The sequence below is a fragment of the Nonomuraea sp. NPDC001831 genome, assembly GCF_042892035.1.
GTDB lineage: Bacteria > Actinomycetota > Actinomycetes > Streptosporangiales > Streptosporangiaceae > Nonomuraea.
This window is the reverse complement of record NZ_JBIATU010000007.1, coordinates 414,113-436,819: the sequence shown is the minus strand read 5'-3', so window position 1 is coordinate 436,819 and position 22,707 is coordinate 414,113. Positions and strand designations below refer to the sequence as shown.

The window sequence follows — 22,707 nt, the reverse complement described above, 5'->3', positions numbered from 1 at the left end:
TCGGAAAGTTACGAGGCCGGGCTCTACCTCCGAGGCTCGATCATGTGGTTAAGACTCCTCACCTCAACCACATGATCCGAACTTCGAACAGTTCCTAGGGCAGTGCAGCGGACCGCTGCGACTTAGGCCCTGAACCGGTCCAGGTTTCTTGTAGGCTCTGGTGCGCCCTGAGGAAGTACCCGCAAGAACTGCGTGCGCGCGGTGCGGATGGTGTTCGACGCCAACACCCACCGGGTAGAGAGCATCCCCACCCTCGCTATGGCCGCACTCGCCGGCAACGCCTGCGTCTCGACGTGGCTCAACGCCGGCGTTCCGGCCGCCCCCCAAGTCGCTGAGTGGGCAGGACACAGCATGAACGTGCTTCTACGGGTCTATGCGAAGTGCATCGTGGGTCAGGGACGACTTCGACCGAAAGCTGATCAGCGAGGCCCTGAAGCCTCGACAAGAGGCCGACAAAGCGCCGACGCGGATCCGTCGCGAGAGCCCGTAGAGCGCCGTTGACGACCAAGGACAGCCGGACACAAAGCGAGAGGCCCGTCACCGCGTTTCCGCTGGTGACGGGCCTCTCCCCGCTGATGTGGCAGGTGCAAGGTTCGAACTTGCGTAGGCTGAGCCGACGGTTTTACAGACCGCTCCCTTTGGCCACTCGGGCAACCTGCCGTGCCATCCGCTCTCGCGGCGACAGACAGAAGAATAGCGGACTTCCGAGGTGTACGTGACACCAGTTTGTCCCCAGCCGGATCGTGGTCACCGGCTGCGCCGGAACATCAGGCGTCCCATCCCGCGTGCGTGCTGGTCGAAGCCTGCCGCGTCGTTGGTTCGGGGGAAGGGTTCGTCCGGGACGGGTACGTCGAGGAAGTCGCACAGTGGCTGCCAGCCCTGGGCGACTTCGAACACCAGCAGGCGGTCCTGGGGGATGGTGGCTTTAACCTCCTCCACGTGTTCGGTGAAGATCTTCAGGGCGAGTTCGGTGTCGGGGATGCCGCCGCCGAAGACGCGCTCGCTCACGACCAGCCGGGTCATCCGGATGAATGCCGCGAAGTCCGTGTCGAGGAGGCGGGAGAGGGTGGCCATCGTCCGGCCCGACCAGGTGCGGGCGCGGGCCGACTGTTTGAAGATGGTGGCGTTCATGCTGGCCAGCCAGCGTTCCGGGTCGCGGACGGTGAGGATGACCTTGGCGTCGGTGTAGTGGTGGGCGAGTTCGCGCCAGTAGGCGGCGGCCGGCCAGTCGACGCAGGAGTCGTACCCCGACATGAGGGTTTCCCAGGTGACCGGACGGCCTTCGGCGAGGTCCAGCCAGCGGCGGATGTGGACGGGATTCTGGAGCACCTCCGTCATGTGGTGACATGGGCCGAAGCCCAGACGTTCCAGCGCGGTCTTCGTGGACAAGGTTCCGGTACGGCCGAAGCCGGCTCCGATGACTCGCATGATCCCTACCAATACGATCGGAAACTGCGAAATGTGGGTCCACAGGCATGATCCGTCGCCAAGGATCCGGCATCAAGCCGCCTCGCGCCCACGTGGACTGCACAGCGGGCCGATGCTGGCTAGGCTCGTTCGCTGGGTCCGCGCATTCGGCGTACGACGGAGCGGTTTCGTGTACGCCCGAGAGGCGGGATCCCGAATAACGCTTTCACAGCCGAGAGGATGGGTGTTTTGGCCGATTCATCTTTCGATATCGTCAGCAAGATCGACCGTCAGGAGGTCGACAACGCGCTGAACCAGACGGCCAAGGAGATCGGACACCGCTTCGACTTCAAGGGCACCGGGGCGAGCATCAGCTGGGCCGGTGACAACATCGAGATCAAGGCGAACAGCGAGGAGCGCGCCAACGCCGCACTCGACGCGTTCAAGGACAAGGTGGTCAAGCGCGGGCTCTCGCTGAAGATCCTCGACGCGGGCGAGCCCAGGCTGTCGGGCAAGGAATACCGCATGCTGGTCACCCTCAAGGAGGGCATCGACCAGGAGAACGCCAAGAAGATCTCCAAGCTGATCCGCGACGAGGGCCCCAAGGGCATCAAGGCGCAGATCCAGGGCGAGGAGCTGCGGGTCAGTTCCAAGAAGAAGGACGATCTGCAGGACGTCATTTCTCTGCTCAAGGGCAAGGATCTGGACATCGCCCTGCAATTCGTGAACTACCGCTAACAGGTCGGCCTCCGGGGCACATGGCGGCGTACGCGCCTTCTTGTGCCTCGGGCCTGCGTTCGCGTTGGAACGGGCGAATCCGGCATCGTAGGCTCGACGACCGTGACGAAGATCCCCCTGCGCCGCTTCACGGCACGCGTCCTGCCCCTTGATGCGAACGACCGGGTGCTGCTGCTGCACGGCTTTGATCCGCAACTGCCGGACAAGCCGTTCTGGTTCACCATCGGGGGTGCGGCGGAGGCCGGGGAGGAGCTTCGGCAGGCCGCCGCGCGCGAGTTGTACGAGGAGGTCGGGATCCGGCGGGAGGTGGCGGAATTCACCGGGCCGTACGGGACGAGCACGATCGAGTTCTGCTGGTCCGATTATGCGATCACACAGGACCAGACCTTCTTCGCGATCCGGGTGCACGACACCGCCGTCTCGTTCGAGCACATGGAGCAGATCGAGAAGGAGACGACGACCGGGCATCGGTGGTGGAGCGCGGAGGAACTCGACAGCACCGAGGAGACCTTCTTCCCGGAGGACCTGCCCGCCATCCTGCGAAGGATCACGGCGGCCGGAGAACCCGGGTAGCCCCGACGTCGCTGGAAGGCCCTGATCGCTGCAGCAAGTCCGCCGAAGAGCGATATGACGGGTGAGCCCCGTTCGGGGCTCTCGGTCGATTTCGGCGGCTCTGGCGCTTTCAGCGCGGACGTGTCCCCCGCACTCCCGCCGGCCGGGAAGGTCAGCGGCGGTAACCGGCCATGCGCTCCAGCCTCGCCACCCGCTCCGACGTGGGCGGATGCGTCGAGAAGAGGCGGCCGAAGCCGGATCCGCTGAACGGGTTCGCGATCATCATGTGGGACGCCGACGTGAGGCGGCTGTTCTCGGGAAGCGGCAACCTGCGCGCCCCCATCTCGATCTTGCGAAGGGCCGAGGCCAGGGCCAGCGGGTCGCCCGTGAGCCGCGCGCCCGACTCGTCGGCCTGGAACTCCCTGGTGCGGGAGATCGCCATCTGGACCATCCCGGCCGCCACGGGCCCGAGGATCATCATCAGCAGGGCGCCCAAGAATCCGGGCCCCTCGTCGTCGTCGGAACCGCCGAAGAAGACGGCGACGTAGCTGAGCCACGTGATCATCGTGGCCAGCGCGCCGGCCACGGACGAGACCAGGATGTCCCGGTTGTACACGTGGGACAGCTCGTGCCCGATCACGCCGCGCAGCTCGGACTCGTCGAGCAGCTGGGTCAGGCCGTACGTGACGCACACGGCGGCCTTCCGTGGGCTGCGGCCGGTCGCGAAGGCGTTGGGCTGGACCGTCGGGGAGATGTAGAGCCGCGGCATCGGCTGGCGCGCCTCGGTGGAGAGCTCGCGGACGATCCGGTAGAGCGTGGGGTGCTCGACCTCGCTGACCGGCCTGGCCCGCATGGCCGACAGCGCGATGCGGTCGGAGAAGAAGTAGGCGACGCCGTTGCTCAGCAGGGCCAGCACGAGCGCGATCTGCAGGCCGGTGCCACCCCCCAGCCACGCGCCCATCACGACGATGAACGCGGACAGACCTCCCAGGAGGATGGCGGTACGCAGACCGTTGTGGTGCAAGGTCTCCCCCCCTTCGTGGTCCGGGTTTCACCTCGTCCAACGACGACGACCCGGTCTATCGTTCCCCGGCGTGCTCAGCTGCGGGCGGAGCGCGACTTACCCCCTGTTCGCCGGGGCAGGACGGGTTGCGGCCCGGCTGCCCGCGTGGGGACAGCCGGGCGTCATGACCGGCCTGCGGTCAGCTCGTGGCCGATAAGGAGGTCAGGTCCAGCACGAGCTGCGGAGCGACCGAGAAGAGGATCGCCACGGCCAGGGCCAGGCCGACGGCGAGCCACGCAGACGGCGACGAGCCACGCAGACGCGTCTCCCCGGCAGGGGCGAAGAGGCGGGCCACCCAGGCGGCGTAGTAGTAGAGGCCGATCACGGTGTTGACGGCCATGACCAGCGCGAGCCAGCCGAGGCCGCCTTCGACGATCGTCCGGAACACGAAGACCTTGGCGAAGAGGCCGGCCAGCCCCGGCGGCAGCCCCGCCAGGCACACCAGGCAGAACGCCAGCGCGATGCCGGCCGCCGGGCTGCGGAGGACCAGGCCGCGATAGTCGTCGAGCTCGTTGCGCGGGGCGGCCCTGGAGACGAGCATGACGACGGCGAAGGCGCCGAGGTTCATGGCCGCGTAGATGACCAGGTACGCGACGGATGTGCCGGTCGCGGCCTGGGACGGGGCCTGGGACGCGGCCTGGGACGGGGCCGCCGTGGCGGCGATCGCCAGCGGGGCCAGGACGTAGCCGGACTGCGCGACCGAGGACCAGGCCAGCATGCGGACGGCCGACCGCTGACGCATGGCGAGCAGGTTGCCCACCGTCATGGTCAGCGCCGAGACGACCGCGATCACCGGCCCCCAGGTGGACGACTGGCCGGCCAGCCCGGTGACCAGGACCAGGATGAGCCCCGCGAACCCGGCCGCCTTGGAGATGACCGACAGCAGGGCCGCCACCGGGACGGGCGCGCCCTGGTAGACGTCCGCCGCCCAGGAGTGGAACGGCACGGCGGCGATCTTGAACGCGAATCCGGCCGCCACGAGGACGACGCCCACCGTGACGACCGCGGGCAGCCCGTGGGCCGTCGCCAAGACCGTGGAGTGCGTGCCCGCCGCCGCTCCGGGTGCCGGGATCCGGCCGCCCAGGACGGCCGCCACGCGGGAGAGATGGACCGCCCCCGAGACGCCGTACAGGAGGGAGACGCCGAACAGCATGACGGCCGTGGACACGACCGACACGACGAAGAGCTTGACCGCTGCCTCGGAGGCGCGGCCGTCGTAGCGCCGGAGCGCGGTGAGGGCGAACACCGGGAGCGAGACCAGTTCGAGCGCCACCACGAGCATGATCAGGTCGCGGGAGGCCGGCAGGGTCACCGCGCCGACGAGGGTGCACAGCAGCAGGAAGTACCACTCACCGGCCGGGATGCCGCCCCCGGCCAGCTCCGTCATCGACATCAGCACGACCACCAGGGCCGCGACGAGCACCAGCCCGGCGAAGACCGTCGTGAACCGGTCGGCGACGAACGAGCAGAGCGTGCCCGCTCCCCCGGTCGCGAGATCCGGCGGCACGCAGAACGTCGCCCGGGACGTGTCGCCCGCGGCCTGCGCGATCACGAACCCGAGGGCCACGACGACCCCCGCCAGGGTCACCAGCCCGAGCGCGGTGCGGGTACGCGTCGCGACAGGCAGGAACACGTCGAGCAGCAGCACGAGCCCGGCCACGACCGCCAACGCCAAGGGCGGCGCGATGACGAAGTAGTCGATCTGCTGAGTCATGGCAGGGCTCCCAGCAGGGTCTGCGCCACCGGCGTGGTGAGGGAGAGCAGGAGACCGGGCCAGAGCCCGAAGAGCACGATCAGGACCACCAGCGGGGTCCACGCCGCCACTTCGTAGGACCGGAGGTCGTCGATGCGCTGCGTGGCGTTCCCGGCTTCGAGCGTCGCGGTCGCCGGCTGCCCCGCGAGCGACTCCGCCGAGCCGAGAGGCGCAACGGGACGCTCGTCCGGGGCCTCCTGTTGCCGCACGGCTCCCGACGGTCGGCCGTGGGTGACGCGGGACAACATGAGCACGAAGTACGCGGCCGTCAGGACCGCCCCCAGGCCGCCGATCACCATGTACGCGAGGAAGAGCGCACGCGGCAGGCCGCTCGCCGGCTGGAACGCCCCCAGCAGCGCCAGCATCTCCCCCCAGAACCCGGCCAGGCCGGGCAGCCCGAGCGAGGCGATCGCGGCGAACGTAAGCACCGATCCCAGGCGCGGCATCGTGGCCAGCAGGCCGCCGCCGAGGCTCGGCATGTCGGCCGTGTGGTAGCGATCTTTGATCCCGCCGGCCAGGAAGAACAGCAGGCCGGTGATCAGGCCGTGGGCGACGTTCGCGAACAGGGCGCCGTTGACGCCGACCGGGGTCAGGGTGGCGAAGCCGAGCAGGACGAATCCCATGTGGCCCACGGAGGAGTAGGCGATCATGCGTTTGAGGTCACGCTGGGCCAGGCAGGCCAGGGCGCCGTAGACGATGCCGGCCACGGCGAACGCCCCGAGCCACGGCGCCACCGCGGTCGCTCCCTCGGGGAGGACGGGGATGGCGATCCTGGCGAAGCCGTACGTGCCCATCTTCAGCAGCACTCCGGCCAGCAGCACGGAGCCGACGGTCGGGGCCTCGGTGTGGGCGTCGGGCAGCCAGGTGTGCAGGGGCCACATCGGCGTCTTGACCGCCAGGCCCACACCGATCGCCACGAACGCCAGGATCTGCACGGACCTGGACATGCCCGCGCCGTGGGCCGCGGCCAGCTCGGCCATGTCGAGCGTGCCGGTGCGTGCCCAGACGAGCAGCAGGCCGAGGAGCATCACGACCGAGCCGAGCAGCGTGTACAGGATGAACTTGAACGACGCCGTCCGGCGCCCTGCGCCGCCCCAGATGCCGATCAGGAAGTACATCGGGATCAGCACGATCTCGAAGAAGACGAAGAAGAGCAGCAGGTCGAGGGCGAGGAACGTGCCGATCATGCCGACTTCGAGCACCAGCAGCGTGAACACCAGCGCCCTCGGCCTGTTCCCCAGGAACCGGCTCGGCGTGCTGGGCCGCCCCCAGGACAGGTAGCCGAAGCAGAGGAACGTCAACAGCGCGGTGAGCACGATCAGCGGCAGGGAGATGCCGTCGACGCCCAGGTGGAAGCGGAGCCCCAGACCGGGGATCCACGGCTGGTCGATCGCGAACTGCAGGCTCGTCGGCCGCCCGTGGTCGAACGTGGCCGCCATGATCAGGGCCAGCGCCAGCGTGACCCCCGAGACGATCAGGCCGTACGTGCGCAGGGCCGGACGGAGCGCGCCGGGGGCGAGGAGCAGCAGAAGCGCGCCGAGCAGGGGCACGGCGAGCAGTGCGACCGACAGCCAGCCCGTCATGTGAGCATCACCGCCCCCACCGCGATCAGGATCACGCCTGCGAGAACGCCGCTGACATAGAGCTGGACGTTGCCGTTCTGGGCCAGGCGCAGCCATCCGGACAGGCCGCGGGCGGTGCGGCCCGACCCGCGGACGGCGCCGTCCACGACCACGTCGTCCGTTCTGACGACCAGCCGGGCCAGGGCCGCGATCGGGCGGACGAACAGCGCCGCGTAGACGTCGTCGACGTAGAAGGCGCGCTCGCAGGGCACCCGTAGAGGGCCGAGCAGGCGGGCCGGGTCGGTGACGGGATCGCCGCGCCAGACGGCGTAGACGACACCCGCGCCGAGCAGGGCGAGCACGACGCTGATCGCGGCCACCGCCAGGTCGACGTGCGGCTGCCCGGCGAAGCCCAGCAGCAGGGCGGGGACCGCCAGAAGCACGACGGGCACGAGCATGGTCTTGGGAGCCTCGGTGACGTCGACGACGTGGGCCGTGCCGGGCTCGGGCTCGGGGAGCGCCACCACGTGCGACGGCCCGAAGAACGTACGGAGCCAGGCTCTGGTGGCGTACGCGCCGGTGACGGCGACGGTCGCGAGGGCGCAGCCGTACAGGAGCAGGGCGGCGGCGTCCGTCAGGCCGCCGCCGGACAGCGCGCCGTCCATGGCCGCCAGGACGCCGTCCTTGCTGAAGAAACCGCTGGCCGGCGGGAGGCCCATCAGGGCGGCGAACCCCACCGTCATCGTCACGAACGTGACCGGCAGCTCGCGCCGCAACCCGCCCATCTGGGTCATCAGGTTGGAGCCGACGTGGTGGATCACCACTCCCGCGCACAGGAATAGCAGCGCCTTGAACGCCCCGTGGGTCACCAGGTGGAAGACGGCCGCCCGGTCGGAGCCCGCGGCCAGGCCGCCGGCCATGTAGGCGAGCTGGCTGACCGTGGAGTAGGCGAGCACGCGTTTCAGGTCGTCCTGGGCGAACGCGGCCAGTGCGGCGCCCAGCATGCCGACCGCCGCGATGACGGCCAGGACGTCGAGCGTGGGACGGGCGGCGAGGAAGGCGGGATAGAGCCTGGCCACGATGAAGATGCCGGCGGCGACCATGGTGGCGGCGTGGATCAGCGCGCTGATCGGGGTCGGGCCGGCCATGGCGTCGGGGAGCCAGGTGTGCAGCGGCACCTGGGCGCTCTTGCCGGCGACGCCGCACAGCAGCAGCATGGTGGCCGTCGTCAGGGTGGCCGCGGACATGTCGGGCACCTTCGCCAGCACGTCGGCGACGCGGAAGCTGCCCGCCGCCGTGCCGAGGACGAAGATGCCGAACAGGAAGCCGACGTCGCCGAGCCGGGTGACGAGGAACGCTTTGACCGCCGCGCGCGAATTGCCCCGGTCTTCCCACCAGTGTCCGATGAGGAGGTAGGAGCACAGGCCCATGATCTCCCAGCCGACGTAGAGGACCAGGAGGTCGCCCGCGTAGACCACCAGGAGCATGGCACTGGTGAACAGGCTGATGAACGCGCTGTAGGAGGGGTAGCGGGGATCGTCCTTGAGGTAGCCGACCGAGTAGACCTGCACGGCCAGCGCCACCAGCGTCACCAGGACGCCGAGGACGGCCGACAGGTCGTCGGCCAGCAGGGTCAGCGAGATCGGGACGCCGCCGGTGACGATCGAGCCGTACGTGCGGCCCACCGGCGCCGAGGGGACGCCGCCTTCGAGGAACGCGAAGCCCGGCCCCCAGGCCAGCCACAGAGCCAGGACGGCCGACGCCGCGGTCGGGACGACGGCGATCCAGGCGGCTCGGGTGTTGGCGCGTTCGCCGGCGGTCTTCTCGGCAGCCGCGAGCCGCGCTCTGTCCGGTGGGGGTTCCTGGACAGCGGGGCGGGCGTGCGGCCAGCGGGAGAGCAGCAGGCCGGTGGCGGCGGCGATGGCGGGCAGCAACACGGCCAGCAGCGGGAACGTCGTCACAGCTGGCCCCCTCGCCGGGCGGGGCGGTCGTCCGAGAGGGGCCGGCCCGGGCCGGTCGGCGAGGCCGGATGGTGGTCGTTGAGAGAGGGCGGTCCGGTGCCAGCGGAGGCGGAGCTCGGGACCAGGTCAGGGCGTTCGTCGGTGGGCTCGGACAGGTCGCGGAGGTGGTCGAGGTCGACGGTGCGGCGGTTGCGGTAGAGGGCCAGGACGATCGCCAGGCCGAGGCCGACCTCGGCGGCGGCGATGACGATGACGAAGAGGGTGAGCACCTGACCGCTGTGCAGCCGGTCGCGCAGCCACACGTCGAACGCCACCAGGTTGAGGTTGACGGCATTGAGCATCAGCTCGACCGACATCAGCACGAGGATCGTGTTGCGCCTGGCGAGCACGCCGTAGACGCCCACGGAGAACAGCAGCGCGGAGACGACCGCCGGATAGACGATGTGCACTAGTGACCCCCGGTCTGATCGGGCGGCGAGCCGGGAATGTCCGTACGGGACAGCACGATGGCTCCGATCAATGCGGCGAGCAGCAGCACGGACAGCGCCTCGAACGGCAGCACCCAGGTGGCGAAGACGCTGGCGCCCAGCTCCTTCGCCGCCCCCTGGCCCGGTGTGAGCGGGGTGTACGCCGTGCGGAAACCGTCGATCACGACCGTGACCAGGACCGCGGCGGTCGCCACCGCCACCAGGGCGGCCACCGGCCGGTTGCCGCTGTCGAGGTCGGCGGAACGGCCGATCGGGGCACGGGTGAGCATGATGCCGAACAACATCAGGACCACCACCGCGCCCACGTAGATGAGCACCTGGACCCAGGCCACGAACTCGGCGGTCAGCACCAGGTAGCCGCCCGCGAGCGCGCCGAAGGAGACCACGAGCCACAGGGCGGCGTGGACGAGTTGCCGGGTCGTGACGACGAGCAGCGCCGATCCAACCGCTACCGCTCCCAGCAGCAAGAAGACGATCTCTTGCCCGGTGGGTGACAGGTAGGAGGGCACCGCCTCGGTCACGACTCCTCCTCGGACTCCTCTGTGTCGTCAGGGCCGAGCCGCCCCGGCGGTCGGATGGACCTCGGGTCCGCCATCCGGCGCCTGCGGGGGCTCGCGGAAGAAGTCTGCTCGTCCGGGCCGGGTTCCGGAGCCGGTTCACCCGCGCCTGTGGAAAACCCGTTCGAGGGCGGCTCGCCTGTGGATGAAGGCGTGCGCGGCGGGCGCTCGTCCGAGGCTGGGCCGGCCTGGCCGGATGGGCGGTTCGGCTCCTCGCCCGCCGGAACGGGGGCCTCGCCCGCCGGAGCGGCGGCGTCGTCGTCATGGACGCGCGGCGCGGCGCCCTCCGCCGCGGGCGGAACGTCGCCTTCCGCCACGTCTGACGGGCTTGCCGCTGTTGACGGTTTCGGCGCCTTCGTGTCGGACGGGCGAGTGCCTTCCGGCTCTTCGTCCTGTGCATCGGCGGGCGGTTCGGCCGCCTGCGGGCTGGGCGGGAGAGAGCCTGGAGGGCGGATGCCTCGTACGTTCGACATGGGCCTGCGCGTACGCTCGCGGCGGCCCGCAGGGGGCGCGGCCGGGCCTTCGCCGGGAGCGGCCGCGGGCGCTTCCGCGGAGCCGGCCTTCTCGCCTGCCCGCTCTTCCCGGTCCGCGCCGGCGCGCTCTTCGACGACCGACGGGCCCGCGTCGGTGCGCCCTGAAGGCGGAATTGCGCCCATCCGTCCGGCGTCACCCTCGGGGGCAGGGACGCCTTCCCCACCTTCGGGGCGGCGCGCCGCTTCAGCGCCGGGGGTTGCGCTGACGGCGGAGTCGGGGCCGAGCGCCGATGCGGCGCCGGTCTCGGAGCCGGCGCCGGCGTTCGCACCGGAGGCAGCCGCTCCCGGCTCTCCGCTTCCCGGGGGCGCGGCTCCTGGCTCGGTCACGCCCTCGCCCGGGACGCCCGTCGCTCCCCTGAGGGCACGCTCGCCCCGCGGGCCGGCACCCGGGCGAGCTGTGCCCGTTTCCCTAGGCGCCGTTGACGCTGCTTCGCCCGTGGCGCCCTCCCGAGGGCCCGTTGACGCTGCTTCGCTCGTGGCGCTCTCCCGGTCCCGCTCTCGCGGGGCGCGGCGGGCGGCTCCGGCGGGGCCGGGTGCTTCCGGCGCCGCTCCGGGGCGGGTCGTTCCGGTACGGGCCGCGGGACGGCGAGGGGCCGCCGTGAGCTCCTTGGGAGGCTCGGCGCCGGGATCGTGGGCGGGCGGCGGCGGGACGGTCTGGGTCCAGGACGCCAGCTTGTCCTTCTCGTGAAGAAGGTTCCGGATGTCACCCTCGGCGTACTCGAACTCCGGAGACCAGAAGAGCGCGTCGAAGGGGCAGACCTCGATGCAGATGCCGCAGTACATGCACAGCGCGAAGTCGATGGCGAACCGGTCGAGCACGTTGCGCTGGCGGGGACGCCCGCCCTCCGGGGCCGGGATCGTCTCCTTGTGGGAGTCGATGTAGATGCACCAGTCGGGGCACTCTCGGGCACAGAGCATGCAAGAGGTGCAATTTTCCTCAACGAGGGCGATAACGCCTCGACTGCGCGGCGGAAGAGCCGGCTTGACCTCGGGATACTGCTGGGTGACGGATTTGCGCAGCATGTGGCGAAGAGTGATGGACAGCCCTTTCGCCAGTCCGACTCCCGGTATCCGCGCCATGGTTCAACATCATGACGTACTTGGCGGCGGAGGTGAATGAGCCAAGACCGTTGTCCCCAGTTTTTCCACAGCTGTCCACAGGTTCTGTGGAAGTTATCCACAGGCTGGGTGACTGTCCGATATGAGCGACTGCATGGCGATAGTCTCTCGGCCATGCCGTACAGCCATCCGGTCCGTCCCAGCAGCGGGGCGTGGGCGGCCGCCATCGGGTGGGCCAGCCTGGCCCTCATCTCGTGCGGGCTGGCGACCCCGTTCACGATCGGGTTCGCGGCATTCTGGCTGCGCAGCACCTGGCAGGCCATCGGAGCCTGCGTCTACCTGGTCCTGATCGGCTCGTTCGTCATCGCCATCATGCTGTACGACGACTTCGACAACATCCCCGAGCCGATGTCCACCCTGATCTCGTTCGGGTTCGTGATCGCCTGGATCGGCGGGGTCGCCCATTCGGCCGTCCTGGTGCCGGTGATGGCGCGGGCTCGCCACCGACCGCCGCCGCACGCGCAGGCCCCTGTGCACGCGCAGGCCCCCGCGCGCACGCAGGCGCCCATGCATGCGCCGGCGCAGACGCCCACACCGCAACACCGGCCCGCCGACCTGCATCAACGGACCACGGCCCCCACCCATCAGCAACATCGCGGGCAGCCGGAGTGGATCGGGCACTACCGGGTGCTGCACCAGCTCGGGCGCGGCGGGCAGGGCGCGGTCTACCTGGCCATGGCGCCCAACGGGGCGCGGGTGGCGGTCAAGGTGCTGCACGACCTGGTCGACGAGACGGCCCGCACCCGGTTCGCGCGGGAGGTGGACGCGGCTCGGCGCGTCGCCACGTTCTCCACAGCCCGGGTGCTCGATGTGAACATCAACGGGCAGCACGCGTACATCGTCTCCGAATACGTGGAGGGGCCGTCGCTGGAGCAACTCGTACGGCGCCACGGCCCCCGTGACGAGGACGGCCTGACGAGGCTCGCGTTATCCACAGCCGGAGCGCTGGCGGCCATCCACAAGGCCGGGGTGGTGCATCGTGACTTCAAGCCGAGCAACGTCCTGATCGGGCACGACGGGCCGCGGGTGATCGACTTCGGGATCGCCCGGGCGCTCGATCGGATGACCATGACGTCCGGGAAGATGGTGGGGACGCCGCCGTACATGTCGCCTGAGCAGCTGACCGGGGAGCCTGTGGGGCCGGCGTCCGACGTGTTCAGCTGGGCGGTGACGATGATGTTCGCGGCCACCGGACGTCCGGCGTTCGGGGAGGACACCGTGCCTGCCGTCTTCAACCGGGTGCTCACGTTTCATCCTGACCTGTCACCGTTGCCGCCCGCCTTGCGCGGTGTGGTGGGGGCATGCCTGAACAAACGCCCCCAGGAGCGCCCGTCGGCGTCGGACGTGATGGTCGCGATCGTCCACTGACCGCCGGCCACCCCCGTACAGGCGGGCAACCACCGCACAACCAGCCGCAGCCAGGTGACCACCACTCACCGGCCGCCCCTGGTGACCAGGGATCGCAGCGAGTCACCCCACCCCGAAGCGTCGTACGGCGAAAGCGGGCACCCCCGCCCAAGGGGCAGGAACGGTGGAGGTGAGGGAGACCCTTCGAGGGCGGCGAGGAGGGGGTCAGGGGCAGGCTTGGGGGGAGTGGGTGGTGAGGGTCAGGTATTCCTCTCGGGAGATCCGGTGCATCGCCAGCCCCAGCCCGTGGCGTTCGGTGAAGCGGTGGAGAGAAGCCGGGGGCCAGCGGCCGGGCAGGTGGAGCAGGGGGTTGCCCGCGGGGTCGAGGAGGAAGACGCCGCACAGGTCGTCGTGGCGGTACCGGAGGAGGCTGCTGCCCGGTTCGACCGGAACTTCGGTGATGACCCCCGAAGGGCGGTACACCGACAACCTCCGGGACGACTTCATCCGCAGATACGGCCCTCCAGGCGGCCCCACGACAAGGCCACGCTTCTCCTGCCATCGGTGTATCCCGCCCAGCACAGGCCGCACGACGAGCAACGCGGGACTGAAAGCCACCATCAGCCATTTGGCGTGGATCAGGTCCGTCAGGAAATGTCCGAAGGTCGAGAAGCCGCGCCAGGCGCCCCACATTCCGGCGGCCCCGAGATACACCATCAACGCCAGCCCGGTGATTCCCGCGCACACCCCCAGCGCCAGGTTCCATCGGCCCGTCCGCGGCGCCGGGATTCCGCGGATGCGTTCCCAGCCGGGGGCGCGGGCGGCGAGGATCCGGCGCGCCCGTGCAGAGCTGTCGTCCCGGCCGTCCCGGAGCGGGAGGCGGGCCTTGGCGGCGAAGTCCCGCAGGTGGGGTGGGTGCCAGTCGCCGGGCAGGTCCAGCAGGACGAGCCCGTCAGGGTCGAGGGCGGCGACCCCTTTCAGGAACCGCGACCTCTTTCCGGAACCGTCTGTCGAATAGTCGTAACGGTAGAGCGACGCGGGCGTCAGGGTCGTGGAACGGCCCCTGGCTCTGTCGGTGACGGTCACGGTGCGGCCGTCGGAGGTGAGGCTGACTTTCGGGCAGCGGGCGCCTTTCATCGCACCCGCGACGGGCAGGATTTGCGCGTTCACGAATCGTCCCCTTCATCCGGGGCCCCCTATGCCGGGTATGACGGATAAAGGCGACGTAAAGTTTCCGCCGGCGCGAAACTCAGACGAGGACCTTCACCACTCCGGTGAGCGCGAGCTGCACGAGCGCCAGCGGCACCAGACCGGCCCAGGCCAGCTTCTGGAGCTGGTCCTCACGCAGCCGCGGATAGGTGACGCGCAGCCAGATGACCACGAACGCCAGCGCGAAGACCTTGATCAGCGTCCAGATCCAGCCGGGGAGGAACGGCCCGTGCCAGCCGCCCAGGAAGAGCACGGTGGTCAGGAAGGACAGGACGACGATCCCGGCGTACTCGGAGAGCATGAACAGGGCGAAACGCATGCCGGTGTACTCGGTCATCGGGCCCATGATGATCTCGGACTCGGCGATCGGCATGTCGAACGGCGGACGCCGCAGCTCGGCCAGCCCCGCCACGAAGAACACCACGCCGCCGATCGCCTGCCAGGGCAGCCACCACCACTGCCACGCCTCCACGATGCCGGGCATCGACAGCGTGCCCGCCGCCATCGCCACGGACGAGGCCGCCAGCACCAGCGGCAGCTCGTACGACATGAGCTGGGCCGCCGCCCGCATGCCGCCGAGCACCGAATACTTGTTGGCCGACGACCACCCCGCCATGATCGCGCCGAGCACCCCGACGCCCATGACGGCGAGCACGAAGAACAGCCCGAGATCGAGGTCGACGGCGACCAGGCCGCGGTCGAGCGGAATGACGATCAGCACGACCAGGTACGGGACCAGCGCCACGCCCGGCGCGATCATGAAGACGCGGCGGTCGGCCGCGGCCGGGATGACGTCCTCCTTCTGCATGAACTTCACGCCGTCGGCGATGAGCTGCGCCCAGCCGTGGAAGCCGCCGGCGTACATGGGGCCGAGCCTCGACTGCATGTGGGCCATGACCTTGTGCTCGGTCTGGCCGACGATCAGCGGCAGCACCAGGAACACGACGAGGATGACGACGAAGCTCAGCACCACTTCAAGCATCAGGCGGACCCCAATCGGCCGGTACTCCGGGCGGAAGCGTCTTGCGGCGGCTCGGGGCGCCGTGCCCTGACTCGCCCGGCTCCTTGGCGCCGGGCCACGGCTTGGCCACGCGGGCGGCCAGCACGAAGTCCTTGCGCAGCGGATGGCCCTCGAAGCCGTCGGGCAGGAGCAGCGGCACCAGGTACGGGTGGTCCTCGAAGATCACCCCGAACATCTCGTACGTCTCGCGCTCGTACCAGTTCGCCCCCCGGTAGACCCCGACGGCGGACGGCAGGCGCGGGTCGGCGCGCGGCACCCGGGTGCGCAGCAGCAGCCGCGCGCGGGTGTCCAGGTTGTAGACGTGGGCGACGACGACGAAGGCGTCGGGCGGCTCGTCCACGCCGGTCAGCCAGTCGAAGAAGGCGTGGCCGAGGTCGTCGCGCGCGAAGGTCAGCAGTTCGATCCAGTCGGCGGGGGCGACGTCGACCGTGGTCTCGCCGTAGGACTCGCTGATCTCGGCGCGCTCGCCGAAGCGGGCGGCGACGGCGGCGTTCACGCCTGGTCCTCGGAGCCGTGGGAGCGGGACCAGACGTAGCGGTCGCTGAGCTTCTCCCCCGCGATCTTCTCCTGGAGCTTCATGATCCCGTAGAGCAGCGCCTCGGGACGGGGAGGGCAGCCGGGCACGTAGACGTCGACGGGGATGATCTGGTCGACGCCGTTGGTCACGCAGTAGGAGTCCCAGTAGGGGCCGCCGGTGTTGGAGCAGGCGCCGAACGAGATCACGTACTTGGGGTCGGGCATCTGCTCGTAGAGGCGCTTCACGGCCGGGGCCATCTTGTCGGTGACCGTGCCGGAGACGATCATCAGGTCGGCCTGACGAGGGCCGTTGGCGAACGGGATGACCCCGAACCGGATGAAGTCGTGCCTGCTCATGGAGGTCGCGATGAACTCGATGGCGCAGCAGGCCAGCCCGAAGTTGAACACCCACAGCGAATAGCGCCGCCCCCAGTTGAGCACGAACCGCATGGGTTTGGGCGCGAGCCTGGAGACAGGTCCGACGGTGGGCATCGGGAGATCCGTTGCTGCCATGTCGCCCATTCTTGCGCGAATCGCAGGTCAGGCAAAGGACGCGCCCACGGCGCCCGGCGGCGTCCTCAGCGGTACAGAGCCGACTGGGCGTCTTCCTTGAGGCCGCGCGCCACGCGTTCGGCCGGCGTCGCCAGCTCCTCCTCGATCTCCTCCATGGCCTGCGCCCGCACCCGCGCCTCCGCGTACGGGAGCGCGGCCAGGTGCTCCTTCCGCAGGTGCGTGGGCGGGTGCGTCCTGTCGACCCGTAGTTCGTCCAGCCCGGTCTCCACGCACAGCCGTTCGACCTCCGCCTCCGAGATGCCGGCGACGTGGGCCCGCAGTTCCGCCCACAGGTCCTGCCGGCCCACCGCGAGGGTCTGCGTCATCAGGAAATGGTCGGCGGGCACGACCCGGGTTCTCAGGGCATCCATCAGGGAGAGTGCCGCCTCGGTCCCGCCCACGCGGGCCTGGATGGCGTCGGCCCGGTACTCGGCCCGCTGCGACGACCGGTAGACCAGCAGCTCCAGGACGACGATGAGCCCCCGCACCGGCAGCCCGACGACCGCGAGCAGGCATTCGGCGGCCAGCCGGGACAGGCCGTCGCCCGGCTGCCAGCAGAACCGGGTCACCTCCCGCAGCTCGTCCAGCGAGTACAACGCGCCGCCCACGACGAGCCCGTGCCTGGCGTCGCCGTTGCGCGAGTGGGCCATCTCGTGGGCGATCACCGACACGCGTTCGGCCGGGGTCAGCAGCATCCAGAGGGGGTAGCCGATCTCCACCAGACGGCGCCGACGCCAGCCGTACGTGGTGAACGCGGCGTTCGCGGCGCCGCTGAGCACGACGAGGTCGGTGCGCGGCGCGCCGACCTCGTCGCCGATCCGGTCGATCAGCTCGTACAGGCGCGGGGCGTTCTTCCGGGTGAGGGTCTCGGCGCCGCCCGGGACGCGTTCGACGCGGGGACGCAGCAACCAGGCGACGTCGAGCGCGATCACCCCGAAGGGCACGCTGAGGATGGTGAACCTGGTCACCAGGTAGCCGCCGAGGACGAGGAAGGCGAACGGGAGCAGATGGACCAGCGCGGCGAGCGCGTAACCGGCGGCCCGCGCGACCCCGGCCGATCCGCCCGCCCGAGCGGCGTCACCCTCGCGGGCGGCTCGCATCACGTCACGGTGGAGGCCGTGGACGACGGCCGCCTGCCGGCGCGCCGCCCATCCCTTGCCGGTGCTCGACATGGCAGACAAATGTGCCGAGACGGCACGAGAACGTCAAGAGCGATCTACGTCCAGCTGAGGACGCGTTTGCGCCAGGCGTACAGGATGCCGAGGGCGATGAAGCCGAGGAACACGAACATCTCCACCAGGGTCGTCAGCCCGTAGCCGGGCGCGTCGAAGACGGTGGCCCACGGGAAGAGGAAGACGGCGTCGACGGCGAAGACGACGTAGAGGTAGGTGAAGACGTAGTAGCGGACCTGCGACTGCGCCCAGCCGTCGCCCACGGGGTCGACGCCGCATTCGTACGTGGTCAGCTTCTCGGGGGTCGGCCTGGTGGGCCGCAGGAGCCGGTTGACCGTGAGGGCCCCGGCGACGATGGCGACACCGATCGCGAACAGCACGGCGACCAGCACGTAGGACCCGAAGTAGCCCTCCATGACGTGATCGTAACCCAGTCAAACCTCAGACCCCATAACCCCAAGACGGGGCAAAAGGTAAGATCCCCCACATACCCTGACAGACATGCACCAAACGCGATTCTTTGCTGGAATCGCTCTGCTGGCCCTCTCGGCCGGGGGCTGCGGGCTGGCCGCCGCCGCACCCGAGCGGGACGTGGTGGTCCCGGCAGAGCCGACCGCGATCGACTTCGTCGACCCCGCGACAGTCGTCGGCCTGTCCACCGCGACCATCACGAACGAGGACGACCACAGCAGATTCGTGCACATCAGCTACCCCGAACTGGCCGACGCGCCGGGCCTGAACCGCGCGCTGCGCGCGGACGCCGAGCGGCAGCTGCGGGACTTCCGGGCCGCCAAGAGCGTCAACGGCGACTACCCGCGTCCCGAGCTGAACGTGGACTGGCAGCTCGCCGCCCGTTCCCCGGAGGCCGTCGCGGTACGGCTGCGCACCGGCGAGTTCCTGGGCGCGAGCTGGGGCAACTCCACCCGTACCTTCTGGTTCGACCCGCGTACCGGCAAGGCGGGCGGGTCCACGGCGCTGCTCGGCGGGCCGCAGGCGCTGGACCGGCTCGCGGCGCTGGTCAAGGAGCAGCTCAAGGGACGCGGGCCGCAGGTCGAGCGGGACGGCGTGCGGGCCGACCCCGGCCAGTTCGACTCCATGGCCTTCAACCGGAGCGGTGACTTGGTGGTCGAGTTCGACGACTGCCAGATCGGGCCGTGCTCGCTCGGCCGGGTCGCGGTGGCCGTCCAGGCGGGACGGGTCGCGCCGCTGCTGTCGGAGCTGGGACGCCGGGCGCAGGAGAGCGTGCGGGAGGCCGCCCGCAGCGCCCCTCCGGCCGGGCCCACGACGACGCCGAAGACGGCGCCGACGGCGAGCCCCGAGGCGTCCAGCAACCGGGCCGGCAGCGTGAACTGCGCCAGGACCAAGTGCGTGGCGCTGACGTTCGACGACGGGCCCGGGCCGCGGACCGGGCGGCTGCTCGACCTGCTGGCCGCCGGCAAGGCGCGGGCCACGTTCTTCGCCGTCGGGACGAACGCCGTCGCGCAGCCGGGCCTGCTGCGCCGGATGAGCGCGGAGGGTCACCTGGTCGGCAACCACTCCTGGTCGCACCGGGACCTGTCGAAGCAGGCCACCAGCAAGATCGCCGACTCCTTCCGGCGTACCGACGACGCCGTCCGGGCGGCGATCGGGCAGGAGCCCACGCTGGCCCGCCCGCCCTACGGCGCGATCAGCAAGGACGTGCGCGACGTCGCCCGCGACCTGGGACTGTCGCTGGTCGGCTGGGACGTGAACTCCAGGGACGAGCCCGGCGCGACGGCGTCGGAGATCACCGACCGCGTCGTGCGCAAGGCGCATCCGGGCGCGATCATCCTGATGCACGACACCAACCCCGAGTCGATCGACGCGATTCCGGGCATCCTGAAAGAACTCAGCGGGAAGGGTTACACCTTCGTGACCGTTCCAGAGTTGTACGGCTCCGCAGCGATGCGCGCCGGACGCCTGTACGAGTCGGGGAACCAGCAGTCGCGTAAGCAGCCCCTGACGTAGCACACGTGTTGGGGGGACGTATCATTGGCGCTCGTGACCCGAACCGTCCTCTTCGCACGCCTGCATGTAGACCTCTGCAGGCTCGCGTCAGGGCTGTGTCGTCGTTCTCCCGCCTCACCCTGACTTCCGACCGCGTTACCCGCTTTCGCGGCTGGCAAACGCGTGACCTTCCGAGGATCTAGCATGGAAACAGAGAACGCGCCCAACGCAACCGCGCCTTGGCGCGTCGAGGAGGACTGAGCTGTGACGAAGCAGGTCCAGCAACTCGACCGCGTGATCATCAGGTTCGCCGGCGACTCCGGCGACGGCATGCAGCTCACCGGCGACCGCTTCACCGCGGGGACGGCGGAGTTCGGCAACGACCTGTCGACGCTGCCCAACTTCCCCGCCGAGATCCGCGCCCCCGCAGGAACCCTGCCCGGCGTGTCGAGCTTCCAGCTCCACTTCGCCGACCACGACATCCTGACGCCCGGCGACGCGCCCAACGTGCTGGTGGCCATGAACCCGGCGGCGCTGAAGGCCAACCTGGGCGACCTGCCGCGCGGCGCCGACATCATCGCCAACACCGACGAGTTCTCCAAGCGCAACCTGCAGAAGGTCGGCTACGCGGCCAACCCGCTGGAGGACGACTCCCTGAGCGAGTGGCGCGTGCACGCGGTGCCGCTGACCTCGCTGACGGTCAAGGCGCTCGAAGGCTTCGAGATCTCGAAGAAGGACGCCGAGCGCGCCAAGAACATGTTCGCCCTCGGCCTGCTGTCGTGGCTCTACCACCGGCCGACCGAGCAGACGATCTCGTTCCTGCAGCAGAAGTTCGCCAAGAAGCCCGACATCGCCAAGGCGAACATCGCGGCCTTCCAGGCGGGCTGGAACTACGGCGAGACGACCGAGTCGTTCTCTGTCTCCTACGAGGTCAAGCCGGCCAGGCTGGCTCCCGGCGTCTATCGCAACATCTCCGGGAACCAGGCTCTGGCCTACGGGCTGATCGCGGCCAGCGTGCAGTCGAAGCTGCCGTTGTTCCTGGGCTCGTACCCGATCACGCCGGCCAGCGACATCCTGCACGAGTTGTCCAAGCACAAGCGGTTCGGCATCCGCACCTTCCAGGCGGAGGACGAGATCGCGGGCGTCGGCGCGGCGCTGGGCGCCGCGTTCGGCGGGGCGCTGGGCGTGACCACCACCTCCGGCCCCGGCGTGGCGCTGAAGGCGGAGACGGTCGGCCTCGCGGTCACCACCGAGCTGCCGTTGATCATCGTTGACGTCCAGCGCGCCGGTCCCAGCACGGGCATGCCGACCAAGACCGAGCAGACCGACCTGCTGATGGCCATGTTCGGCCGCAACGGCGAGTCGCCGGTGCCGATCGTCGCGCCGCTGTCGCCGAGCGACTGCTTCGACGCGGCCGTCGAGGCGGCCCGCATCGCGGTCAAGTACCGCACGCCGGTCATGTTGCTCTCGGACGGCTACCTGGCCAACGGCTCGGAGCCGTGGCGCCTGCCCGAAGTTTCCGACTTGCCCGACATTTCGCAGGAATTCACGACCGAGCCCAACGGTGAGGGCGGCGAGTTCCTGCCCTTCAAGCGCGACACCGAGACGCTGGCCCGCCCCTGGGCCATCCCCGGCACCCCCGGCCTCGAACACCGCATCGGCGGCATCGAAAAGGCCGACGGCACCGGCAACATCTCCTACGACCCGGACAACCACGACCTGATGGTCCGCACCCGGGCCGCCAAGATCGCCGGGGTCGACGTGCCCGACCTCGCGGTCGACGACCCCGACGGCGACGCCAAGGTCCTGGTCATCGGCTGGGGCTCGACGTACGGGCCGATCGCGGCGGCCGTGCGGCGCATCAGGCGCGAGGGCGGCAAGGTCGCCCAGGCGCACCTGCGCCACCTCAACCCGCTGCCGGCCAACACCGGCGAGGTGCTCAAGAGCTACGACAAGGTGCTGCTGCCCGAGATCAACCTCGGCCAGCTCGCGCTGCTGCTGCGGGCCCGCTACCTCGTCGACGTGATCAGCTACAACCGCGTGCGCGGGCTCCCGTTCAAGGCCGAGGAGCTGGCCGGAGTCATTCAGGACGTGATCGACAGTGACTGAGCTGGTGAACGGGAAGGGCCTGAGCCTGGTTCCCAAGACCGACGTCAAGCAGGGGCTGAAGGACTTCAAGTCCGACCAGGAGGTGCGCTGGTGCCCGGGTTGCGGCGACTACGCGATCCTGGCCGCGGTGCAGAGCTTCCTGCCCGAGCTGGGGCTGCGGCGCGAGAACATCGTGTTCGTCTCCGGCATCGGCTGCTCCTCGCGCTTCCCGTACTACCTCAACACCTACGGCTTCCACTCGATCCACGGCCGCGCGCCCGCGATCGCGACCGGCCTGGCCGCCTCGCGGCCGGACCTGTCGGTGTGGGTGATCACCGGTGACGGCGACGCGCTGTCGATCGGCGGCAACCACCTGATCCACGCGCTGCGCCGCAACGTCAACCTGAACATCCTGCTGTTCAACAACAGGATCTACGGTCTGACCAAGGGCCAGTACTCGCCCACCTCCGAGGTCGGCAAGATCACCAAGTCGACCCCGATGGGCTCGCTGGACAAGCCGTTCAACCCGATCTCGCTGGCCATCGGCGCCGAGGCGTCGTTCGTGGCCCGCACGATCGACTCCGACCGCAAGCACCTGCAGTCGGTGCTGCGCGAGGCCACGGCCCACCGCGGCACGTCGCTGGTGGAGATCTACCAGAACTGCAACATCTTCAACGACAACGCCTTCGAGCAGCTCAAGGACCCGGCGGTCCGCGACGACATCACGCTGCGCCTGGAGCACGGCCAGCCGATCGTGAGCGCGTCCAAGGCCGTCGTGCGCGGCGCGAACGGCGGCATCGAGGTCGTCGCCAGGGACGGCGTGAGCGAGGAGCAGATCCTCGTGCACGACGCCCACAACCCCGACCCGTCGGTGGCCTTCGCCCTCAGCAGGCTCGACGAGCCGGCCTTCGAGCACGTGCCGATCGGCATCTTCCGCCAGGTCGACCGCCCGGCCTACGACGTGCTCATGGCCGACCAGCTGGAGGAGGCCGTGGCGCAGAAGGGCCCCGGCGACCTGAGCGAGCTGCTGCTGGGCGGCGACACCTGGCGCATCGGCTGACGCCAGGCGTAGCAGACCGGTGCAGAAGGGAGACGCCGCCGTCC

General features: G+C 69.9%; 20 protein-coding genes, 1 tRNA gene and 2 pseudogenes. 8 read left to right on the top strand and 15 right to left on the bottom strand.

Going from position 1 to position 22,707, the window contains the following annotated elements; genetic code table 11:
* Positions 1–276: 276 nt before the first annotated feature.
* Positions 277–501 (top strand): annotated as a pseudogene (locus ACFYYW_RS25260) (hypothetical protein); the annotation flags it as partial.
* Between the two features lie 77 nt (positions 502–578).
* On the opposite strand, the gene ACFYYW_RS25255 reads toward ACFYYW_RS25260, so the two are convergent.
* A tRNA-Tyr gene (locus ACFYYW_RS25255) sits at positions 579–660 on the bottom strand.
* 87 nt (positions 661–747) lie between these two features.
* The gene (locus ACFYYW_RS25250) at positions 748–1,428 is read right to left on the bottom strand and encodes a sulfotransferase family protein (protein ID WP_387652024.1); all 681 of its coding nucleotides are present in this window, start codon (positions 1,426–1,428) and stop codon (positions 748–750) included.
* Positions 1,429–1,656: 228 nt separating this feature from the next.
* Between ACFYYW_RS25250 and ACFYYW_RS25245 the strand changes: the two genes are divergently transcribed.
* Together ACFYYW_RS25245 and ACFYYW_RS25240 are read left to right on the top strand one after the other, a co-directional pair.
* The gene (locus ACFYYW_RS25245; RefSeq protein WP_387652021.1) at positions 1,657–2,145 is read left to right on the top strand and encodes a YajQ family cyclic di-GMP-binding protein; all 489 of its coding nucleotides are present in this window, start codon (positions 1,657–1,659) and stop codon (positions 2,143–2,145) included.
* 102 nt (positions 2,146–2,247) lie between these two features.
* Entirely contained in the window at positions 2,248–2,718 is a 471-nt protein-coding gene (locus ACFYYW_RS25240) for an NUDIX domain-containing protein (RefSeq protein WP_352322493.1), read from the top strand.
* A 151-nt stretch (positions 2,719–2,869) separates the two neighbouring features.
* Here the strand turns inward: ACFYYW_RS25240 and htpX are convergent, their stop codons facing one another.
* The 7 genes and pseudogenes from htpX to ACFYYW_RS25205 all read right to left on the bottom strand — a co-directional run bounded on the left by htpX (position 2,870) and on the right by ACFYYW_RS25205 (position 11,532).
* Positions 2,870–3,721 (bottom strand): zinc metalloprotease HtpX, encoded by an 852-nt coding sequence (gene htpX / locus ACFYYW_RS25235; RefSeq protein ID WP_352322492.1) that lies wholly within the window; start codon positions 3,719–3,721, stop codon positions 2,870–2,872.
* A 178-nt stretch (positions 3,722–3,899) separates the two neighbouring features.
* On the bottom strand, positions 3,900–5,474 hold the full coding sequence (locus tag ACFYYW_RS25230) for an NADH-quinone oxidoreductase subunit N (RefSeq protein WP_387652017.1): 1,575 nt from the start codon (positions 5,472–5,474) through the stop codon (positions 3,900–3,902).
* Positions 5,471–7,096: a NuoM family protein gene (locus ACFYYW_RS25225; RefSeq protein WP_387652014.1), complete on the bottom strand. Its 1,626-nt coding sequence runs from the start codon at positions 7,094–7,096 to the stop codon at positions 5,471–5,473. The genes ACFYYW_RS25230 and ACFYYW_RS25225 overlap by 4 nt, the downstream gene beginning before the upstream one ends.
* A complete protein-coding gene (locus ACFYYW_RS25220; RefSeq protein ID WP_387652012.1) occupies positions 7,093–9,036 on the bottom strand; it encodes an NADH-quinone oxidoreductase subunit L in 1,944 nt (647 codons plus the stop codon). The genes ACFYYW_RS25225 and ACFYYW_RS25220 overlap by 4 nt, the downstream gene beginning before the upstream one ends.
* A gap of 167 nt (positions 9,037–9,203) precedes the next feature.
* Positions 9,204–9,485, bottom strand: a pseudogene (gene nuoK / locus ACFYYW_RS25215) (NADH-quinone oxidoreductase subunit NuoK); the annotation flags it as partial.
* On the bottom strand, positions 9,485–10,045 hold the full coding sequence (locus tag ACFYYW_RS25210; protein ID WP_352322488.1) for an NADH-quinone oxidoreductase subunit J: 561 nt from the start codon (positions 10,043–10,045) through the stop codon (positions 9,485–9,487). The gene ACFYYW_RS25210 and the pseudogene nuoK, both read right to left, overlap by 1 nt.
* Positions 10,042–11,532, bottom strand: coding sequence for a 4Fe-4S binding protein (locus ACFYYW_RS25205; protein WP_387652042.1), 1,491 nt, complete (start codon positions 11,530–11,532; stop codon positions 10,042–10,044). Before ACFYYW_RS25205 ends, ACFYYW_RS25210 begins: the two co-directional genes overlap by 4 nt.
* Before the next feature lie 315 nt (positions 11,533–11,847).
* On the opposite strand from ACFYYW_RS25205, the gene ACFYYW_RS25200 reads away from it, so the two are divergent.
* Positions 11,848–13,101 carry a protein kinase gene (locus ACFYYW_RS25200; RefSeq protein WP_387652009.1) on the top strand — a complete coding sequence of 418 codons (1,254 nt, stop codon included), beginning with the start codon at positions 11,848–11,850 and terminating at the stop codon, positions 13,099–13,101.
* Positions 13,102–13,305: 204 nt separating this feature from the next.
* Here ACFYYW_RS25200 and ACFYYW_RS25195 read toward each other — a convergent pair whose 3' ends face one another.
* The 6 genes from ACFYYW_RS25195 to ACFYYW_RS25170 all read right to left on the bottom strand — a co-directional run bounded on the left by ACFYYW_RS25195 (position 13,306) and on the right by ACFYYW_RS25170 (position 17,966).
* Positions 13,306–14,166 carry a hypothetical protein gene (locus tag ACFYYW_RS25195; RefSeq protein WP_387652006.1) on the bottom strand — a complete coding sequence of 287 codons (861 nt, stop codon included), beginning with the start codon at positions 14,164–14,166 and terminating at the stop codon, positions 13,306–13,308.
* Between the two features lie 163 nt (positions 14,167–14,329).
* A complete protein-coding gene (gene nuoH, locus ACFYYW_RS25190; protein WP_387652003.1) occupies positions 14,330–15,271 on the bottom strand; it encodes an NADH-quinone oxidoreductase subunit NuoH in 942 nt (313 codons plus the stop codon).
* Complete coding sequence (locus tag ACFYYW_RS25185; protein ID WP_352322483.1) at positions 15,264–15,806, bottom strand: NADH-quinone oxidoreductase subunit C; 543 nt, start codon at positions 15,804–15,806, stop codon at positions 15,264–15,266. Before ACFYYW_RS25185 ends, nuoH begins: the two co-directional genes overlap by 8 nt.
* The gene (locus ACFYYW_RS25180; RefSeq protein ID WP_387652039.1) at positions 15,803–16,318 is read right to left on the bottom strand and encodes an NADH-quinone oxidoreductase subunit B; all 516 of its coding nucleotides are present in this window, start codon (positions 16,316–16,318) and stop codon (positions 15,803–15,805) included. Before ACFYYW_RS25180 ends, ACFYYW_RS25185 begins: the two co-directional genes overlap by 4 nt.
* An 86-nt stretch (positions 16,319–16,404) precedes the next feature.
* Positions 16,405–17,550: a M48 family metallopeptidase gene (locus ACFYYW_RS25175; RefSeq protein WP_387652000.1), complete on the bottom strand. Its 1,146-nt coding sequence runs from the start codon at positions 17,548–17,550 to the stop codon at positions 16,405–16,407.
* Between the two features lie 44 nt (positions 17,551–17,594).
* Positions 17,595–17,966: an NADH-quinone oxidoreductase subunit A gene (locus ACFYYW_RS25170; RefSeq protein WP_387651997.1), complete on the bottom strand. Its 372-nt coding sequence runs from the start codon at positions 17,964–17,966 to the stop codon at positions 17,595–17,597.
* An 85-nt stretch (positions 17,967–18,051) separates the two neighbouring features.
* Here ACFYYW_RS25170 and ACFYYW_RS25165 point away from each other — a divergent pair, with 85 nt between their 5' ends.
* From ACFYYW_RS25165 to ACFYYW_RS25150, 4 genes are all read left to right on the top strand, one after another.
* A complete protein-coding gene (locus ACFYYW_RS25165; RefSeq protein ID WP_387651994.1) occupies positions 18,052–19,536 on the top strand; it encodes a polysaccharide deacetylase family protein in 1,485 nt (494 codons plus the stop codon).
* 33 nt (positions 19,537–19,569) lie between these two features.
* Positions 19,570–19,659 carry a putative leader peptide gene (locus ACFYYW_RS25160; RefSeq protein WP_352322479.1) on the top strand — a complete coding sequence of 30 codons (90 nt, stop codon included), beginning with the start codon at positions 19,570–19,572 and terminating at the stop codon, positions 19,657–19,659.
* Between the two features lie 120 nt (positions 19,660–19,779).
* On the top strand, positions 19,780–21,624 hold the full coding sequence (locus ACFYYW_RS25155) for a 2-oxoacid:acceptor oxidoreductase subunit alpha (protein WP_387651991.1): 1,845 nt from the start codon (positions 19,780–19,782) through the stop codon (positions 21,622–21,624).
* Positions 21,617–22,663, top strand: coding sequence for a 2-oxoacid:ferredoxin oxidoreductase subunit beta (locus ACFYYW_RS25150; protein WP_352322477.1), 1,047 nt, complete (start codon positions 21,617–21,619; stop codon positions 22,661–22,663). The genes ACFYYW_RS25155 and ACFYYW_RS25150 overlap by 8 nt, the downstream gene beginning before the upstream one ends.
* Positions 22,664–22,707: the final 44 nt, after the last annotated feature.

Bases quoted from the DNA above. Each gene is read 5' to 3' on its own strand.
- ACFYYW_RS25250 (WP_387652024.1), bottom strand. From the start codon at position 1,428: ATGCGAGTCATCGGAGCCGGCTTCGGCCGTACCGGAACCTTGTCCACG.
- ACFYYW_RS25230 (WP_387652017.1), bottom strand. From the start codon at position 5,474: ATGACTCAGCAGATCGACTACTTCGTCATCGCGCCGCCCTTGGCGTTG.
- ACFYYW_RS25225 (WP_387652014.1), bottom strand. From the start codon at position 7,096: ATGACGGGCTGGCTGTCGGTCGCACTGCTCGCCGTGCCCCTGCTCGGC.
- ACFYYW_RS25205 (WP_387652042.1), bottom strand. From the start codon at position 11,532: ATGCTCTGTGCCCGAGAGTGCCCCGACTGGTGCATCTACATCGACTCC.
- ACFYYW_RS25200 (WP_387652009.1), top strand. From the start codon at position 11,848: ATGCCGTACAGCCATCCGGTCCGTCCCAGCAGCGGGGCGTGGGCGGCC.
- nuoH (WP_387652003.1), bottom strand. From the start codon at position 15,271: ATGCTTGAAGTGGTGCTGAGCTTCGTCGTCATCCTCGTCGTGTTCCTG.
- ACFYYW_RS25180 (WP_387652039.1), bottom strand. From the start codon at position 16,318: ATGCCCACCGTCGGACCTGTCTCCAGGCTCGCGCCCAAACCCATGCGG.
- ACFYYW_RS25175 (WP_387652000.1), bottom strand. From the start codon at position 17,550: ATGTCGAGCACCGGCAAGGGATGGGCGGCGCGCCGGCAGGCGGCCGTC.
- ACFYYW_RS25170 (WP_387651997.1), bottom strand. From the start codon at position 17,966: ATGGAGGGCTACTTCGGGTCCTACGTGCTGGTCGCCGTGCTGTTCGCG.
- ACFYYW_RS25165 (WP_387651994.1), top strand. From the start codon at position 18,052: ATGCACCAAACGCGATTCTTTGCTGGAATCGCTCTGCTGGCCCTCTCG.